Origin of the sequence: Paenibacillus sp. y28 (assembly GCF_037137075.1) — a bacterium.
Lineage (GTDB): Bacteria > Bacillota > Bacilli > Paenibacillales > NBRC-103111 > JBBBNV01.
Window position 1 is genome coordinate 104105 of record NZ_JBBBNV010000003.1, and the last position, 17850, is coordinate 121954.

General features: G+C 53.1%; 15 protein-coding genes. 7 read left to right on the forward strand and 8 right to left on the reverse strand.

Going from position 1 to position 17850, the window contains the following annotated elements; all coding sequences use genetic code 11:
- Positions 1 to 189: 189 nt before the first annotated feature.
- Both WBG83_RS04995 and WBG83_RS05000 read right to left on the reverse strand, forming a co-directional pair.
- Positions 190 to 2670 carry an S-layer homology domain-containing protein gene (locus WBG83_RS04995; protein WP_336743229.1) on the reverse strand — a complete coding sequence of 827 codons (2481 nt, stop codon included), beginning with the start codon at positions 2668 to 2670 and terminating at the stop codon, positions 190 to 192.
- A gap of 293 nt (positions 2671 to 2963) precedes the next feature.
- Positions 2964 to 3569, reverse strand: coding sequence for a TetR/AcrR family transcriptional regulator (locus tag WBG83_RS05000; RefSeq protein WP_336743230.1), 606 nt, complete (start codon positions 3567 to 3569; stop codon positions 2964 to 2966).
- Positions 3570 to 3758: 189 nt separating this feature from the next.
- Here WBG83_RS05000 and WBG83_RS05005 point away from each other — a divergent pair, with 189 nt between their 5' ends.
- Positions 3759 to 4967 carry an MFS transporter gene (locus WBG83_RS05005; protein WP_336743231.1) on the forward strand — a complete coding sequence of 403 codons (1209 nt, stop codon included), beginning with the start codon at positions 3759 to 3761 and terminating at the stop codon, positions 4965 to 4967.
- 209 nt (positions 4968 to 5176) lie between these two features.
- Here the strand turns inward: WBG83_RS05005 and WBG83_RS05010 are convergent, their stop codons facing one another.
- Both WBG83_RS05010 and WBG83_RS05015 read right to left on the reverse strand, forming a co-directional pair.
- Positions 5177 to 6658, reverse strand: a complete 1482-nt coding sequence (locus WBG83_RS05010; RefSeq protein WP_336743233.1) for an oligosaccharide flippase family protein — start codon at positions 6656 to 6658, stop codon at positions 5177 to 5179.
- A 122-nt stretch (positions 6659 to 6780) separates the two neighbouring features.
- Complete coding sequence (locus tag WBG83_RS05015) at positions 6781 to 7671, reverse strand: LysR family transcriptional regulator (protein WP_336743235.1); 891 nt, start codon at positions 7669 to 7671, stop codon at positions 6781 to 6783.
- Positions 7672 to 7863: 192 nt separating this feature from the next.
- Here WBG83_RS05015 and WBG83_RS05020 point away from each other — a divergent pair, with 192 nt between their 5' ends.
- From WBG83_RS05020 to WBG83_RS05045, 6 genes are all read left to right on the forward strand, one after another.
- The gene (locus WBG83_RS05020; RefSeq protein WP_336743237.1) at positions 7864 to 8931 is read left to right on the forward strand and encodes a branched-chain amino acid aminotransferase; all 1068 of its coding nucleotides are present in this window, start codon (positions 7864 to 7866) and stop codon (positions 8929 to 8931) included.
- A 20-nt stretch (positions 8932 to 8951) separates the two neighbouring features.
- Complete coding sequence (locus tag WBG83_RS05025) at positions 8952 to 9170, forward strand: DUF2536 family protein (protein ID WP_336743239.1); 219 nt, start codon at positions 8952 to 8954, stop codon at positions 9168 to 9170.
- Positions 9171 to 9250: 80 nt separating this feature from the next.
- Positions 9251 to 9598 carry a YojF family protein gene (locus WBG83_RS05030; RefSeq protein WP_336743240.1) on the forward strand — a complete coding sequence of 116 codons (348 nt, stop codon included), beginning with the start codon at positions 9251 to 9253 and terminating at the stop codon, positions 9596 to 9598.
- A gap of 41 nt (positions 9599 to 9639) precedes the next feature.
- Positions 9640 to 10293 (forward strand): bacillithiol biosynthesis deacetylase BshB2, encoded by a 654-nt coding sequence (gene bshB2 / locus WBG83_RS05035; RefSeq protein WP_336743242.1) that lies wholly within the window; start codon positions 9640 to 9642, stop codon positions 10291 to 10293.
- A 195-nt stretch (positions 10294 to 10488) separates the two neighbouring features.
- On the forward strand, positions 10489 to 11946 hold the full coding sequence (locus WBG83_RS05040; RefSeq protein ID WP_336743244.1) for a hypothetical protein: 1458 nt from the start codon (positions 10489 to 10491) through the stop codon (positions 11944 to 11946).
- A gap of 351 nt (positions 11947 to 12297) precedes the next feature.
- Entirely contained in the window at positions 12298 to 13074 is a 777-nt protein-coding gene (locus WBG83_RS05045; RefSeq protein WP_336743246.1) for a Fic family protein, read from the forward strand.
- Positions 13075 to 13428: 354 nt separating this feature from the next.
- Here WBG83_RS05045 and WBG83_RS05050 read toward each other — a convergent pair whose 3' ends face one another.
- From WBG83_RS05050 to WBG83_RS05065, 4 genes are all read right to left on the reverse strand, one after another.
- Positions 13429 to 14124, reverse strand: coding sequence for a metal-dependent hydrolase (locus WBG83_RS05050; protein WP_336743247.1), 696 nt, complete (start codon positions 14122 to 14124; stop codon positions 13429 to 13431).
- A gap of 448 nt (positions 14125 to 14572) precedes the next feature.
- Positions 14573 to 15475, reverse strand: coding sequence for a DMT family transporter (locus WBG83_RS05055; protein ID WP_336743248.1), 903 nt, complete (start codon positions 15473 to 15475; stop codon positions 14573 to 14575).
- A 74-nt stretch (positions 15476 to 15549) separates the two neighbouring features.
- Positions 15550 to 16476, reverse strand: coding sequence for a dipeptidase (locus WBG83_RS05060; protein ID WP_336743250.1), 927 nt, complete (start codon positions 16474 to 16476; stop codon positions 15550 to 15552).
- 26 nt (positions 16477 to 16502) lie between these two features.
- Entirely contained in the window at positions 16503 to 17744 is a 1242-nt protein-coding gene (locus WBG83_RS05065; protein ID WP_336743252.1) for an aminopeptidase, read from the reverse strand.
- Between the last annotated feature and the right edge of the window lie 106 nt (positions 17745 to 17850).

The following is a 17850-nucleotide window of genomic DNA, read 5'->3' on the forward strand; positions in this document are numbered from 1 at the left end:
GCACTTGAGCAATGGCCGCTATTCACCGCCGAATCGCAGGCCCACGTCCGTTCTTTCATCGCACCTTGGGCCGATTGAGTGGCCGAACGAGCCATGATGGATGCGGCACATAAGCCTCTACCTCAAAAAAACGAAAAGCATGCCCCGTCCGGACCTCGTCCAGCCGGGGCATGCTTTATTGTTTATCGATTAGTAGTTCAGAGTTACCGTGCACCACGACCGCGCCAGCGTTGGCGAAACAAGCTCGATGCTGAAGCTTTCCAAATTTTTGTTCGCATAATCAAAGGAACCGTCCGCGTTTTTGGCATGTGGCTCATAATGCAGGCGGAACTCTTCATCCACCCAGATTTTGTCCTGCTGAGCTGCATCGTTTACGCTCCACTTCGGCGGGAACTTGTTATCCATGTCGATCATGACCTTAACCTGAAGCATATCCAGATTTCCGGAGAAATCCATCATTTTTTGGTCACTCGTATTTTGATACTTATGGCCAAATTGGTCTGTAGCTTGAATGAAATAGCGGAAGAATTGGCTCTCGTCCTTCAATTCCTCCCCGTTATTATCAGCAAAACGCAAAAATTCCCACACATACGGCTTGCTTGCCAAATAGTCGGAGCCCTTGATTTGCTCGACACTGCCATCCGGCTTGCGGATGCTGTACACCGTATTCAGATCGAAATTCATCGTCGGATTTTTTACGGCGACCGCTTTGGTCACAGGCTCATCCAGCTCCACCGTCAATTGTCGTTTGGTCAGCTTCTTGGTGCCGCCCGGCGTATAGAAATTCACATCAATATCAAACAGATCCTTCGGCTTCACGCCATACACGCGGAATACCGGAATATCCGAAGCATTCACGCTTTGCGCGCCCACCAGGTAGTCGCCGTCGATGCCCGTAATGCTTTGCACGACAGAAATCGGCTGGCCGGCATCATTTTTCAGAACCTTGGAGATGTCAACTCTTCTTCTTTTTTCGTCATATGCAACAATGTTTAATTCTTTTCCAAAATAAGGATATTTGCTGTTCAGCGTTTCAATATCCTGATCACTGGACACCTCGCCGCGCGCAAGCAAGTAGCTGCCGGAAGCAAAATGATTGCCGAGCAAGTCTATCTCATAAATCATGGTGGAATCGATATCCTTCCAGTTGTAGACACTCAGTGCCGCAGTACTGGAGGCAACCGGCGCTTTGGTCGCTTTATTCACGACAGTAGCCGTAAGCTCATACAGACTTCCTTCCGCATCAAGCACGGCATGGTTAGGCTTGAACATAAACTTCTGCTCTCCGCTCGGATCAATCGGGAGCTGCCAGGTATGCACCGATTGTCCCGCATCCTTCTGCTCATCCCACGGCGTATCGTAGAAAATGCCGCCAGCGCTCAAAATGCTAGGCTGGCCGGACTTCCGCTCCAGCTTGTACTCGATTTCATAGCTGCTGTCGTCCAGGGCGGAAGGCGCCTTCATCACCGCACCGTACTGGTCCTTCACGGTGAAGGTGAAGTTCTGCGGCTGGTCATTCTCCGCCAGTACGACCTGGTCCTTGTTGTTCACCTCAATCGTGGTCGGAACACGCATCGCCGTGACCTCAAATGCGCGGGTTGACGATGCATCGTTCACATGAGTCAGCTTCGCGGTTACGGAAGCTTCGCCTTCGGCTGTAACTTCTTTTAACACGATTCGGCCTTGGCCGACATAGCTTTGGCCTACAGCCCGATCATCGAGAACGACACCGCCCGTTGTGGAAACTTCGATGTAGCCGCTGCGGTACAAGGTTTCGACCTGGCTAGGAGAATACTCCTCGTTATTCGGTCCGGTCAGCTTCAGGTTAATAATCGGCGGCTGTCCGGTCGTGGATATTCTTCCGTCCGCATCATAATAACGATCGCCCACACTTACATTCACCGCACGGTCGATTTCAATTTTGACCGGCAGCACGGTAATCCCTGCAGGCAGCGCGGAATCAGCTACTGCGTTCGAATTGACAACCGGAGCCGCTTTCGTCTCCGCCGCATGCTTGGCCTCGAAGCTGGACAGCGCGAGCATTTTGCGTGTGGCATACACTTGCCCGCCGAAAGCCCCGACCGCCACATTGCTCATCAGCTTGTTATCAAGGGCCAGCGTAATATAGCTTCTGGCCCAGTCGTCTACGGTTGTATCCGCGCTAGGCACAGTGCCGTCCGTTTTCCACTGCAATCCGCGGATGAGGAATGCGGCCAGCTCTTGTCTCGTTACAGTTCCTGACGGGTTGTACATCTTCCCCTCGGGATCAACCCCCTCCGTCAGCCCGGCCGCCTTCAACGCCTCGATAAAAGGAAGCGCATAGCCGTTCGCCGGATCATCGATCGTTACATCCGAGAACGAAGAGACGGTCAGCGTTTTATCCACCGGCAATGCGAAAATGATTGCCGCTACCTTGGCGAATTGAGCGCGATTCATTTTGTCGTTCAGCCCGAATTCCTGCTCTGAAATGCCATTAAACACGCCAGCGCTAATCAGCGCATCGAATTTGTCCTTCACGTCCTGCGGTAACCCGGCTAGATCCTTGAAATCGCCGATTGATTTGACAGCCGAAGACTGATTTGCAGGAATGGCCGCGTTCTCCGCGTGAACCACCGAAGTAAATGCTAATGCCATAAGCGCTGTTGATACTAGAGACGATCTCCATTTCATTTCCCGCGCACCCTCTCTACTCCATGTTTTGAGATTTTCACCTGGCCCTTTGTCTAAAGAGCCCATCTCATAAATTATACAAGGGGGAAAACGTTTATTTATAAGCGCTTTCATGCAAATTAATAGGGGGAACGTATCTTTTATAGGCAATTTATACACGCTCCGTGCCTTTTTAAAGAAGCAGAATCCATTTTTCATTGATAATCTTGGAATTATATTGCCTTTTTTCAAAAAATAAAACCAGTTCCCGGAACATAAAAAAGAGCGCCAGGCCATGGCAGGCCGGATGCTCCTCAGCATTTATTTGAAAACAAACGAATAATGCTTGCTCTAAAGGGCTTATTGGTAAAAAAGCTTGCTCCGCGCGTCTGCGCAACGATTTTCGCATTGACGAAGGTGAAAAACAGCAGGGCCAGCTCCTGCGGGTCCTCGTCGATAAACAGCCCTGCGTCCTGTCCTTCGGCAATAATACCGGCAATACGCAGGAGGTTGTCCTCCAGCTTCTGTTTGATCGAATCCTTTAGCGACTCGGAGATAGAATCGGAGGCCATAAACTGATCCACAAACATTTGATGCCATACCGCATCGTTGCACTGCATACCATGAAACCGTTCCACAAGCGCAGCCAGCTTCTCATCCGCCCGGATCGGTCTGCTGCTGACATCCTCAATGGCGGATTTGACGGCGCACAAATTGATCTCCATTAAGGTAATATAGATTTCTTCCTTGGAAGGAAAATAATTATAGACCAGCCCGTGGCTCATACCCGCTTTTTTGGCGATGTCGGATATTTTGGTATCGGATAACCCTTGTTTCGCAAACAGCTCTAACGCAGCCGTCAAAATTTGCTGGCAGCGCTCCTTACGAACGTCCTGATCCCGTTCCACATTTCTTGCCATTGACCTCAAACCCGCTTTCCCATGATCTGAATCGTTCTCATGATAGGCCGGATGCCGCCAAAAAGTCAAGAATCAGGAAAACAATCTTTACAAATTGACTCTGAGTTAATCTGTGAATTATACTTGCAGATGGGATGCTTCATGCGAGAAGCGGATATCATTTCTTGATACACAAGAAAGGGGATTGGAATGGCAACGCCTACGAGTAAAAGCTCACCGCTGTTCTTCTTAATGTTGAACATGTTTATTACCATGCTGGGAATCGGGCTTATTATTCCCGTTTTGCCGGAATTTCTGAAGGAATTCGATGCCGGAGGCAAGGCTGCCGGGTATTTGGTCGCCGCGTTCGGCCTGACTCAATTTGCGTTCTCTCCGCTTGCCGGCGAATGGTCGGATAAATACGGGCGCAAAATGATGATTATAGCCGGACTCATCATGTTTACACTCTCCAATTTTATTTTTGCTATCGCATCCGAGATGTGGCTGCTGTACGTCTCCCGGCTTATCGGGGGAATCGGGGCTGCGGCCATTATCCCCGCTGTGATGGCTTATGTAGCCGACATTACGACCGAGGAACGCCGCGGCAAGGGAATGGGCTTGCTGGGAGCCGCCATGTCGCTGGGCTTCGTCATCGGTCCCGGTATCGGAGGATTCCTTGCAGAGCTTGGGCTGCGGACGCCCTTCTATGTATCTGCGGCGGTCGGGGCCTTCGCCCTGCTCTGCACCATCTCCTTCCTGCCGGAATCACTGCCGAAGGAAACGCAGCTCGCCCACCGCTCGGCCAAGGTGAAACGGGAGCCTATTTTCCGCCAATTCGCCCAGTCGTTCAAAGCGCCTTATTTTATACTGCTGCTGCTTGTGTTTGCCCTGACCTTTGGCTTGGCGAACTTTGAGGCGATTTTCCCGTTGTTTGTAGATGAGAAGTACAAGTTTACCGCTCGGGATATTTCGATTCTGATTACGATTGGCGCACTCATCGGAGCCGTGATTCAAGCGGTGCTCATTGATAAATTAATGAAGCGGTTCGGGGAAAAAACTTTGGTCAACGCCACCTTCCTGCTGTCCGCAGTCTGTCTTGTGCTCATGCTGCTGTCGGGCAGCTTCTGGTACATTCTGCTCATTACTCTGCTGTTCTTTACCTTTACTTCCATTATGAGACCGGCCATTAATACGCTGCTGTCCAAAATGGCCGGAGAAGAGCAGGGCTTCGTTGCCGGAATGAACAACGCGTATATGAGCGTGGGGAACATCTTCGGACCGGCGCTGGCGGGGATTTTATTTGATGTTCACATGGATTACCCGTATTTGTTCGGCGCCTTTGTTCTTTTGCTGAGCTTCATCATATCCGTCAGCAAAACCAAGCATCTCCGCGTTCAGGCCGTACCGCATAAAGGCTAATCGGGGACCGGGTAAACGCCGGCCTGTCCTTCATAAAGCAAGCCGGGTTCTGTGTTTTTTACGAAATTCCTGTCGTCATTACCACAAAAACAGGCATCGTCCTTTTCCAAGGATGATGCCTGTTTTTGTGCGGTTTCTTTTTTTCAGACGAGGCAGCGGCTGCTTCATCCCCGTTTGATGCTGAAATTTCTTCCGTTCAGCCGCTTGCGCTACCCCTTATGCCGCAGCATCCGGAGCGCGCGAATCTGTAACGATTTGGTCTCGATGTACAAGGTGCCCAGCAGCAGAGCAGCCACGCCCAGCATGATAAACACGGCGAACAGCGGCCCGGTATAGCGCCCCGCAAGCATGAGCAGCCCCATCGCCAGCGTCGGCAGCACCGGCTCGCCGTAAGCCCGCCACCAGTTCAGCACAAAGCCCTCATGATAAAAGAACCAGATCATCGCCAGCGCCGAAACCGCCCAGCCTCCCGTATACATCCAGACGGAGAGCACCGGATGATGACCTGCAGTAAACGGGACAATCGCAACGACAAATATACCGGCGACGATCATCACCCAGAAGTTAGCCTTCGTCCGTCCGAGCCCCGCCAGGATGCTTCCGCCGAGCCGGCCGACAGAAGAAAAGAAAATGCCCAGGGCAAGCAGCCGGATATACGTAGCCGAATCGCCGGAATTGTAGCTCTCCCCGAACAAAAATCCGTTGATTTCGTCCGGGAACAAACAGATTGCCAGTGTGAGCGGGTACAGAATCAGGTTGTTGTAGCGGATGCACAGGGTGCCCCGCCGCTTGCTCTCCTGCACGTCCCGCGAGCTTTCCGCGACAAAAGGAAATGTAACAATCATGAACGCCCAGGTTACAATGCCGATGAAGCCGGTAATCCGCAGCGCATTGGACAAATGGCCGACGGCGATGACCGAGCTGGACCCGATGAGCATGACGAGAAACGGCTGTTGAAACGCCTTGGCGATATTGCCGCCCCACATCGGAATCCCGTACTTCATCATCCGCCACATCTCGCGCACCGAAATCCGTCCCAGCCATACCGGCCGGTGCACACGCTGCACCTTCCACAGGATGAAAATTGCGGCCGCCACAGCGCCGATCCCCATCCAGAAGGAAACACACCAGAGCAGCGGCTGCTCCCCGACCGGCCATAACACCCCAAGCACCGTCCCAGCCGTGGAGAAAATGGTTGTGATGACCATAAAGAAGGCCTGTGTCCCGAACTCCCGGGTTCCGGAGAAGGACGATACACCAATATTAATGACCGAGTTAAATACGAGCATAATGGAGCTGATAATTAACGCATTTTGCAGCGAGGGCAGCTGGTATACCGCCGCGAGCAGCGGGGACAGGGCCGCCACAATCAAGCTCACCACCACACCGAAGAAGGCGCTCCCCGTCAGGGCCAAACGGAGCTTGGTTTTGACCGCCTCCTCCTTATCCGTTGAGAACGTATATACAAGTGCCGAGTTAAACCCGACATTCAGAAATAGCGCAATCATCCCGAAAATTTGCAGCAGCAGATTTACTTCGCCGAAGCGGACGGGATCGTTTAATACCCTTGCGACGATACTCGTCCCCACCGTTTGCAGCAGCTGGTTTATAAACAGTCCGAACACAATGATCGCTACACTCCGCAGCAGAAACCGCTGATTCGTCGTCAGAGAAAATCTGAGCCTGGTCATGTTGCAAGCACCTTCTTTACCGATTTGCCAATCAATTCCCGTTTATCGTATCAGATTCAACAGACAATTACATTAACAATTCGCGCCGGTCAACCGGCACAAGCTCAGAGAACAAATTGGCGTTAGCTCTGAAACATCGCAATAAACTGCCGGGCGCTTGCGGACAAATAACGGTCCTTCAGCCACAGCAGCCCGACATCCGATTGGAAATCCGCATCCGCAATCGTCAGCATCCTGATGTCCGGCAGCGGGAACGAGGCCATGACCGACTTCGGAAACACCGTCGCCCCGATTCCCGCGGCCACGAGGGAAATAATGATAGCTACACTGGAGCATTCGCCGATAACGCGGGGCTCGAAGCCATGCCGCCTGCATTCCTTCATCACTTTTTCATGCATCCCGGTCGTTCGGTCTGTTTTGAGCGTCAATAGCGGCACATCGGCCAGCTCTTGCATACGAATCGATTCGGTGGAAGGATTCAAGTCCCATTTGCGCGGAATAATGACGACGAACGGGTCCGAGGGCAGCGGAAGCACGGAATACGGCTGTGTGCCGGAAGGCGCCTCGAACGGCAGACGGGCCACAATCAGGTCGATGCTGCGCTTTTCAAGCTGGTAGGCCAGCAGGAAATGATCGCCTTCCGAAATTTTAAACGTGACCAGGGGATGCTTTTCCCGGAAAAGCTCAATTTTGCGCGGCAGCAGCGAAATACAGGAAACAACCGCGCCGATGGCCAGCACCCCCTTGATGCCGGCGTCCAGCTCCTTTACCTCGCGGATCGTCTCGTCGAATTCCCCCAGCAGCCGCTCGGCCTTTTGCCGCAGCAGCTCGCCCGCATGGGTCAATTCAAGCCGTTTGCCGAAGCGGTCAAACAGCTTCACCCCAAGCTCCTCCTCCATCAGCTTCAATTGGCGGCTCAGCGGCGGCTGCTCCATATTGAGCACCCTCGCCGCCCGCGTGATTTGATTTTCCCTGGCGATGGCCAGAAAATATTTCAGCTGCCGAAGATCCATCGTCATCCGCTCCGTTCCATACCTGATAGGTATGATTATCCCACAAAACAAATAGTTTGAATATGGCTATTGGTATGGTACGATTCTTTTTAAGACATCCTTGAAAGCGATCCCGCTCTCTTCCGACACGCAAGCTTTCAAAGGATTATTTTCGGCAAGACTAAGACTGATGAATTGGGAGTGGAATGTCAGATGGCTTATGAGATTGCAATACAAATCAGCTCGCGTAAAAAACAAAAACCGGAACCCGACGCACTCGGCTTCGGCAAATATTACACCGATCACATGTTCATTCTGGATTACGATGAGCCGAAGGGCTGGCACAGCCCCCGCATTGTGCCGTACCAGCCGATTACCCTGGACCCGGCGGCCAAGGTGTTCCATTATGGACAAACCGTGTTTGAGGGCTTGAAAGCGTATCAAACGGCAGACGGGCAGACCCTGCTGTTCCGGCCGCAAAAGAACTTCCAGCGCTTAAACCGCTCCAACCAGCGGTTAAGCATTCCGGCGATTGATGAAGAGCTGGCGCTGGAGGCTGTCAAGCAGCTGATCCAGACGGACCGGGACTGGATTCCATCGGCCGAGGGAACCTCGCTGTACGTCCGCCCATTCATTATCGCTACAGAAGCGGCACTGGGCGTTGCTCCTTCCAAGCAGTACAAATTTATGATTATTTTGTCCCCTGTCGGCGCCTATTACGCCGAAGGCATTCATCCGGTCGGCATTTATGTGGAGTCGGAGTACGTCCGGGCGGTCAAAGGCGGCGTCGGCGCAGCCAAAACGGCCGGGAACTATGCTTCCGGTCTCATCGCCCAGGAAGGGGCTTCCGAAAAAGGCTGCTCCCAGGTGCTGTGGCTGGACGGCGTTCACCGCAAATATATTGAAGAAGTCGGCAGCATGAACGTGTTTTTCAAAATCAACGGCACGGTGGTCACCCCGGCCCTGAACGGCAGTATTTTGGACGGCATCACCCGGGACTCCATCATCCAGCTGCTGTCCTCCTGGGATGTTCCTGTAGAGCAGCGGGCGATTTCGATTGATGAGCTGTACGAGGCTCACCGCAATGGCACACTGGAGGAAGCGTTCGGCACCGGAACCGCTGCCGTTATTTCTCCTGTCGGATCGCTATACTGGCAGGAACAGCAGCTGATGATCAACGGCGGCCAAACCGGTCCGCTGTCAGCCAAGCTCTATGATACACTCACGGGCATTCAACGCGGCGCACTTCCCGATCCGTTTGGCTGGATGGTACAATCGTAAGCAAGAGGTGAGTCGTCGGCATGGATTTTATAGTAGACAAGCTGGAAACGAAAATCGAGCTGTTTGAGGCTTATGATTTGAAGACGCTGGAGCGGCAAATTGCCGATCAGATCGAAATCAACAAAGCGCTGCTGCTGGACGTGTTTTCCGTGCAGCACCAGGTCACCTTCAATCCGAACGCAAACAAGCTGCTGTACAGCGCGGTCGTGCATTTTAAGGCCAAGCCAATGAAGCTGTAGCGCATTGCAGGACAATCCATCCAAGCCCCTTCCCTGATACCGGGGAATGGGGCTGTTTTCCATACGGGAGGTTTCGGGACATGCACACCATCAATCCGCAGGCTGTACAAGAGCTGCTCGACGAGCTTCGGAACGAGGACATCTATTTCCAGCTGGAAATGACGACCGGCGCTTACGCCGCCCATCGGGACAGCTCGAAGTTTACCGCCTCTACCTTCGTAAGCAACAGCCGCATCCGGTACACACAAGGCGCCATTGCCGGGTCAGGCCCTTATCGCGTCGGTCTGAAAACAGAGACCAGCTGGATTTATTCCGAAGGGCTGACCCACTGGGCGCCGCAGCAAGCCAGACGGCTTACCCTGGCAGGCCACGACGCAGAGGGCAAGCTCGTGGTGGGGCTGCAGCTCAGCCGTGAGCCGTTTTTATGAGCTTATGATTTTCACATACATACAAAAAGGGGGCGAATCACATGGAGCATCAACGGCATATCCTGGTTGTGCTGCCGCATCCGGATGATGAGGTCGGCATGGCGGGGACACTGGCTTGGCACATTCAAAATGGCACTCCGGTCACTTACGTATGCTTAACCCTTGGAGAGATGGGCCGGAATCTGGGCAACCCGCCCTTCGCCAGCCGTTCGACACTGCCGGCCATCCGTAGGCAGGAGCTGGAGGCATCGTGCAAAGCGATTGGCATCCAGGATGTAAGGTACTGGGGGATGCACGACAAAACCGTAGAATTCGAGCCGCGGGAGCCCTTCATCGCCCGAATTCAGGCCTTACTTGCCGAGATTTCCCCTTCACTCGTTTTGACGTATTACCCCGGCTACAGTGTTCATCCTGATCACGACGCCTGCGGCGCTGCCGTGATCGAGGCGGTCCGAAGACTGCCGGCCGGGGAGCGCCCCGCGGTGCACTGCACCGCCTTCGCCTCCAATCGCGAAGCCGCGCTGGGCAAGCCGGATATAAGCAATGATGTCGGAGCCATGCTGGAATTCAAGCAGGCCTCCTTACGGGCTCACCGATCCCAATTCCAAATCATGCTGCTCGGCCAGGCGGATGGTAGTCCTGAGCTGATTGCCCGGCTGAGCAAGGAAGCCTTCTGGACGTACCCGTTCTCGTAAAAAACAGAAGAGAAGGCCTCACGCATCACCTGGACGATGCGATCGAGGCCTTTTTGAGATGAGAATTTACATATTTTTACCAAGGGATGCGGCAATGAAGCCGTGACTATAAGTTCTTGTCATTTTCACAAGAAGCACTTCCAGTTATAATGAAAGGAAATAAACCCCATATGGGGGTTTCTCCAAGGAGAACCAATGAATCATAACCCGCCAGTAAAAAAGGCCAAGCCTCTGCAAATGGCAGCAGCCCCCGCTAGATCCAAAGGCGTAACCGGAACAGCATTACAGCCTTCCTCATCCCTGCATGGACGACTCACCCAGCTCCAACGGGTTATGGGCAATCAAGGTGTAAGACAAATGCTGTCTTCGATGCTGCAATCAAGAAATGCCTCTCAGGCTACGCCCAGTACCGCTCCCGTCCAGCGCTCACTGAAGATTGGTTCTAAAGAGGTTAGCGCTAAAGAGCTCCAAGAAAATGTAAGCGATCTCGAGCTGAGAGAGGTGATGAAGCTATGGATGGGGCGCGCCAGGGCGTACAGCTTCCGTGAGTGGGAAGCAGCTGAAACGGAAGCCCAAAAGGAAGTTGATGAATACGAAGAATATAAGGATCAAAATGAAGTCGATGAAGATAACGATCTGACAGATGCCGAACGTGTCAACATCTATTCGATGAGCCCCGAGCTGTTCGAGCAGATTAAAGGCTATGAAGATGATGTTCACGAAGTGATTGAAGGCGTCGGCATCGGCTTCATCGAGCTACTAGACATCCTCGCTCCTAAGAAAATTGACGATCTCTTGCAACAACAATCGGCGGCAGAACTAGTTGCCAGTGTGAAGGCCCTAAATAGTGATTCGCTAGCCCGGATTATCGGCGCAGCCAAAATTGAAAACTGGGTACATTTCGCAGCGACCTTCGGTCTCCCGCTTATTGCCACGCTCCCCCTCGAATCAGCAATCTCCTTAGTTATGGCCAAGGATGCCACGCGAGTAGGCTTGCAGGCCAATTGGGGCGCACTAGGGACACATTTCCAAAAGGAGGAGGACGGTGACCGAATTATTCGGTGGTCGAACGCCGGCGTGGCGGTCGCAAATATTGTAAGCGCCCTGACCTATATGGATGTGAAGCCGAAGCATGTAGACGTCCTGTTAAGCAAATGCCACAGCTTCGCCGATCTTCTCACCAACCTTCAGCGAGGCATCAGTGACTATGGACTCACCATTGGGCAGGTTATTGAAGTATGCAGTGCCCATCCGAATACAGCCATCGCGCTGCTGGATCCCTTTTTGCGAGTGAAAGCAACCGACATGCCCACGATCCCGGTACGGGCGATTCAATACCTGGCTGAGACTTATGGAATCGCCAACCCGGCAACCTTGCAAATCACCTATGATAGCTCCCGCCGAACGGAGAACGAAGTTACATATGGCGGCGCCTACCATATATACAAAGTTACAGTAGCCAATAAGAATCAAATCGAGGAAATTCACCTGCACGTGAACGGCACCGCCTGGAATTCAGCATCCATAGATATTACCCATTATAAAGCACCAGGCGGTGGCGGACGCGCGCAAATCATGGGAGGACCTATCGTTCCCCAGCTGCTCGGACTTGTGACCTCTGCAACCTTTAATAAGAAGGGGAAAGGCTGGTAGACTCAGCCTCTCGAAGCAAGCGGCAGCAGGGCAATCATAAGAGCTGCTGCATAGTTCTCTCGATTCTATGTGTCTACTCTATGGACAGACAGCCACCCGTCCGCTGAGAGAACTGGGTGACCTCCCACCGCCAATCGGAAAATGCTAGGATCGCGGTCTGCCGCCGCCGATGGCAAGGGAAGCTTCTCTTCGTTCATCCTCGTCTCTCCCTTCCTTAAAGCTACCAAACGCGGCTCACCGCATGCGTTCGGTATGAGGTCTTCAGAACTAAACCTTTCCGGAGTTCTCCGAAGGTTAATATCATCAAGCGATACGGGAATGTGCGTTTCCCTCAAGGCAGGGTAAGTACAGATGAAAGGTGATTTTGTTTTCAAAACCGGATATAATGATAACTGGCAGGAGGGATACAAAATGAAACCATTTCCAAATAAATATGCGCTGAACAAACAACAAAGCCTGTTTCTGGCTAAGAAGAAATGGGACGAAAATATATACTGCGGCATGAAGATGGAAAACAGGAATATTACCTTTCCGCAAACCCAAACAATACTGAACGGTGTCAATGTTCCTGGTGTAACGCTGGACGACATACAAGCCGTCCTGAATATGAGGGATGCCTGGCGTTATTTGTTGAACGCGATTGATGAGCCGACTTCGCTTCCCTTCATTTGCAAACTCAATGAATACGTCGCGAGAAATGAAGCGCTGGAATGGGGCGTTTTAAGAAACGGGCGTGTCGGAATTTCAGGTACGGATTATGTGCCGCCGCTCCCGGTGCAGAACGAGATCGAACAGGAATTGGCGGACTTACTGGCTGCGGACATGACCACAACGGAGAAAGCTATTACGGCTTTCCTATGGGGAGCGCGGCGGCAAATGTTTTGGGATGGAAACAAGCGAACCTCTCTTCTGCTCGCAAACAAGCTTCTTGTCGGCAACGGACATGGTATGCTGACCATTACCGAGAAAAATATGGAGCAATTTAACGAATTGTTTTCAGCCTACTATACGACGAACGATATGAGCGAAATCAAGCAGTTTTTATATGAACATGCGATCAGCGGCATTGACTTCGAGCCAGAAAAGCGTCGTGAGCCGGAGCAATCACGAGAAAGTGAACATGCATGAAAGCCTGATGCCCGAACTGGGCAGTCGGCTTTTTTATTGTGTGCAGGTGGAGAGATTTTTCTAGCCTACGAATGACCTTGAAGGACAACACAAGACGAATGTCTCGCGCTGTAGCAGCAAACACTGAATAGGGCTGGTCATATTTGCGTGATTAGGTCTTTGATCCGAATACCTTTTCCCTCAAACAACCGCTTCATGTATATCAAATCCTGTAGAGCCTTGCTTCCATTGATTATTAGGATTCCATCATCCATGAGACGGAGCCTAGCGGATTCCGAAAGAGGCTACCGGGTAGCCCTGCTTTCATCACAATCAAAATAAAACAAGCGTATCGATCCGCTCCTGGCTCGACAGCTACGCTTCCACCGTCAGCGACTCGCCCGGCTTCAGCACCCGGCCGTTCAGGCCATGCTCCTTCAGCTTCTGGACAAAAGCCTCGGCATCCTGGCGGATGAGGGAGAAGGTATCGTAATGCACCGGAATGACCAGCTTGGCGCCAAACCACTGAGCGGCTTGGAGAGCATCCTCCGGTCCCATCGTGAAATGGCCGCCAATCGGGATGAAGGCGACATCGATGCGATGCCGTTCGCCGATCATTTTCATATCCCCGAACAAGCACGTATCTCCGGTATGAAGGATGGTGAGCCCTTCGGCTTCAATAATAAAACCGCCGGGCATGCCGCCATAAATAATCCGCTGCTCCTCCTCGATCACAATGCCGGAACTGTGGAACGCCTGAATCATTTTGGCTTTGGCAAAGCCCAAATCCACGGTTCCGCCAAGATTCATCCCGGTCGTCTTGACCCCTTTCCATGACATGTAGGTCGCAAGCTCCAGCGTAGCAATAACCGGAGCATCATTCGCCTTCGCGATAGGCACGGCATCCAAAATATGGTCCGCATGGGCATGTGTCAGCAGCACCGCATCGGTCCGGATCTCCTCCGGCTTCGTTACGGCAAGCTCGTTCCCCCGTAAAAACGGGTCAATGACCAGCGATTTGCCGTTCGTCTGGATTTGCACACACGAATGTCCATGGTAAATCAATTCCATCTTCCATCCTCCTCCTTGTGTCGGTTGAATAATGCCAGTCTAGCGGCATACTGCATACAATGAAACTATGATTATTGTATACCAACGGTTGTCCATTTCCAAAAAAACCATCAGGATCGCACGCATAAATAACATGGCAGGCCTACCCGATCAATGACCGGATTCTTCAGATCGTACAAATCATCCTATCCGTAGGCCGGTTCATCACACCTGCATGACCTGCCGTTCCCGGCTCAAAAAAAGAGACCCGCAGCAACGGGCTGCAGGTCCAAGGTTTATATAAAATGAAAAGGGGGGTTCGGTATTTATTATAGGTGCTGTACCTTAAGCTAACCTGAAAGAAATATTTCAGTAATGTTACAAAATCTCAACCGATTAATCTCCGTCATGCGACACCCCACCGGCACTGGAAGCTGCAAGGTACGACCGCTTCGCCCTTCGGTCCCCCTTATTTCCGTTCATCCGGTTCCGGGACGGGCTGCGCTGCCGTTCTGCCTGTCAGATAAACCCCCGCAAACACAAGAAGTCCGCCCGCAATCTGCACGATCGTAATCGGCTTGCCTAAGGCAAGACTTAGAATAGCCGTGAATACCGTAATCAGATTCAAATAAATGCCTGCACGGCTGACGCCGATTTGGCGAAGGGCCGCGTTCCAGAATATGAAGGAGCCGACGGAGGGGAAGATGCCCATGTACACAATTCCCCAAGCCGCAGCAGCACTAATCGGCAGCGACAAGCCCCCGGAGAGAAAGAAAAACGGCGCAACCAGCAGCAGACCGATGAGGGCGGAGGCAGCCGTGGCAGCTATCGGCGGGAGTCCCTTCATTTTGCGCCCGGCGATGGAATAAAGCGTCCAGACGACAATCGCAAGCAGCATCAGCAGGTCCCCGGCGTTATAATCCATATGGAAAATTTGCTGCAGTTGGCCGTTCGTCAGGACGAGCAGCACGCCAAGCAGCGAAACCAGCAGCCCCAGCACCTTCATGCGTGATATGGATTCCTTCAGCAGCAGTGCCGAAAAAATGACTATCACTGCCGGGTTCATAGCATTCACCAGCGCGGCATTCATCGAGGTCGTGAACCGCAGCGCTTCATACAGCAGGAAGTTATAGCTGACAATGCCGAGCACAGCCAGGACGATCAGCGTCTTCCACCGCTTCCAGACGTCCCTCCACACAGGCCGCTCCACCCAATGCGCAATCGGGAATAAGAGGAAAATGGCGATGAGCCAGCGGCAAAACGTCATTTGCAGCGGGGTCAGCTCGGCCACGACATATTTGCCGAGAATGTAATTCCCGGCCCAAAACAAATTCGCCAGGAGAAGAAACAAAACAACCTTATAGTTGTTCATCGTTCACAGGACTCCCATCAGCCTTCAAGAAGCCCCCTGTGCAGAGGGCACTCCGTTCTATCCGGCGGCATCACCTATCTCGGTCGGCAGCGCAGAAAGTTCTCCGAAGCAAAGCCCCGCACCTCTTCCTCCTTATAATGCTTGAGCAGCTCGTTCATCAGATTCGGCAGCTTCCCGGCATGCTCCAGCCCGTCCACGAATTGTTCAATTCCGTCAAAATCGGAGCCGAGCCCGATATTCCGTACCCCGCCAAGCGAGCAGAAGTGGTCGATATGGCGGATGAGGTCGGTCAGCGCGGCCTGACCGTTCTCCTTCACAAAGGGCGGATAATACACCACATGAATCATCGCATCGCGGTCAAACAGGGCCTTCGCCTGCGCGTCATACAAGTTCCGCGGATGGTCGCATACCGCTCGGGCGTTGCAGTGGCTGGCTATCGGATAATCCGCCAGCTCCATGACCTCCCAGAAGCCTTTTTCGCTCAGGTGGGCTACGTCGGTAAACAGCTTGTGGCGGTTATTGAACCGCACAATATCCTTGCCGAGCACCGTCAAGCCGGCCCCGCGCGGCTCCAGCACCCCATCGGCGGCCAAATTGGCATCATTCCAGGTCAGCCCAATCGAGCGGACCCCGAGCTGGTACAAAATATTCAGCTGCTTTAAATCGCTGCCAATCGGCTCTGCTCCTTCAAGCGTCAGCATCGCGCCGATTTCCCCATCCTGCAGCTTGTCGAAGTCCTCCCATGCCTGGATATGGCGGAAATCCGGGTGTCTTCCAAGAACCTCGTCGTAAAAATAATGAATTTGGTCCAGCGCCGCCTGTAGCTTATGCTCCGCCTTCACCTCCGGCGGCACGAAAATGGCATAACACTGAACCTGAACACCGCCTTGAATTAACCGTTCCCTATTCGCCGCAAGCTCTTCGGACCGGCCATAATCCAGCGTTCCTCCCGACTCCCACAGCTTAAACAATGCATCACAGTGCAAATCAATGACCCGCATAGCTCCCGCTCCTTCCTTGGATTCAATTACAAGAACGCCTCTACCCAATTGCCTTGGCGAAACACCGGCTCCAGGGTTCCGTCCGGCAGCTCCCCGTCGATATCCAGCTCCGCCGAGCCGATCATAAAATCCGTATGCACCAGACTGACATTCCCTCCCCGGGCCAGCAGCTCCTCCTTGGTCAGCTTCGTTCCGCCGGTCAAGGTGAACGGGTACGCGCTGCCCATAGCGAAATGACAGGAGGCGTTCTCATCGATGCCGGTATTATAAAATATCCGGTTCAGCCGGGAAATGGGCGAATCGTGCGGCACAAGCGCAATTTCACCCAAATAAGCGGCACCCTCGTCGGTTGCAAGCAAATTCGTCAAATGCTCCAGACCGATCTCGGCGGTGTAGTCCACGATTTTCCCGTGTTGGAACGTAAACGAGAACCCGTCTACAAGCCGTCCGTTCAAATTAAGCGGCTTCGTGCTGCTTACCTTGCCATTCACGCCGGTTCGAAGCGGCATCGTATACACCTCTTCCGTCGGCATGTTCGCCACGAAATAAATGCCCTGCTCGTTCGTCATTCCTCCGCCATGCCAAAGATGGCCCTCCGGCAGCTCCACCGCCAGATCGGTACCGGGAGCGCGGTAGTGCAGCTTGGTATACTTTTTGGCGTTGAGCCGATCCTTAACCTGCTTCAGCCGGCCGATATGCGCCTGCCATGCCGCAACAGGATCATCCGCCTCCACCCGGTTCATGGCAAAGATCGTCTCCCACATCGCCTGCACCTGCTCATCGCCTTCAAGCTCGGGAAAAACCTTAGCCGCCCACGCGCGAGTCGGCGCCTTAATCAGACACCAGCTGAACCGGTTCGAACGGACATAGCCTTGGAAGGCTTCTCTGGCGACAGCAGCAGCCTTCGCGGCAGCCGATACCTTGCCGGAATCGATGCCTGCATACAGCTCTGGGTTCGGCACCTTAATATTCAGCAGCGCCCCGCCGTTTTCGGCCAGCTGCTCCAGCATCGGCGGAATCCATGGGGGATAAAACGCCATGGATTCCCCCGGGGCATACAGAAAGCGGCTCCGGGTAATTTCATCGTCATTCCACTCTACCTGTACGTACTTCGCCCCCGCCTGATAAGCCTTCCTGACGATCATACGGGTCAGCTCAGCGGCCTCCAGCGGAGACTCGACCAGCAGCACCTGCCCCGGCTGGATATTCACCCCTACACGCACGACCAGCTCTGCGTATTTCTCCAAACGTCGCTCCCACGTATCCATCGCATAATACTCCTTATTCGTTTCGTTCCGGCCGGGCGCCGGTGGAGTCACATCGGGTCTAGTTTACCACAATCAGCCAGCGTTTGTTCAGCTGCCGCCGTTATTC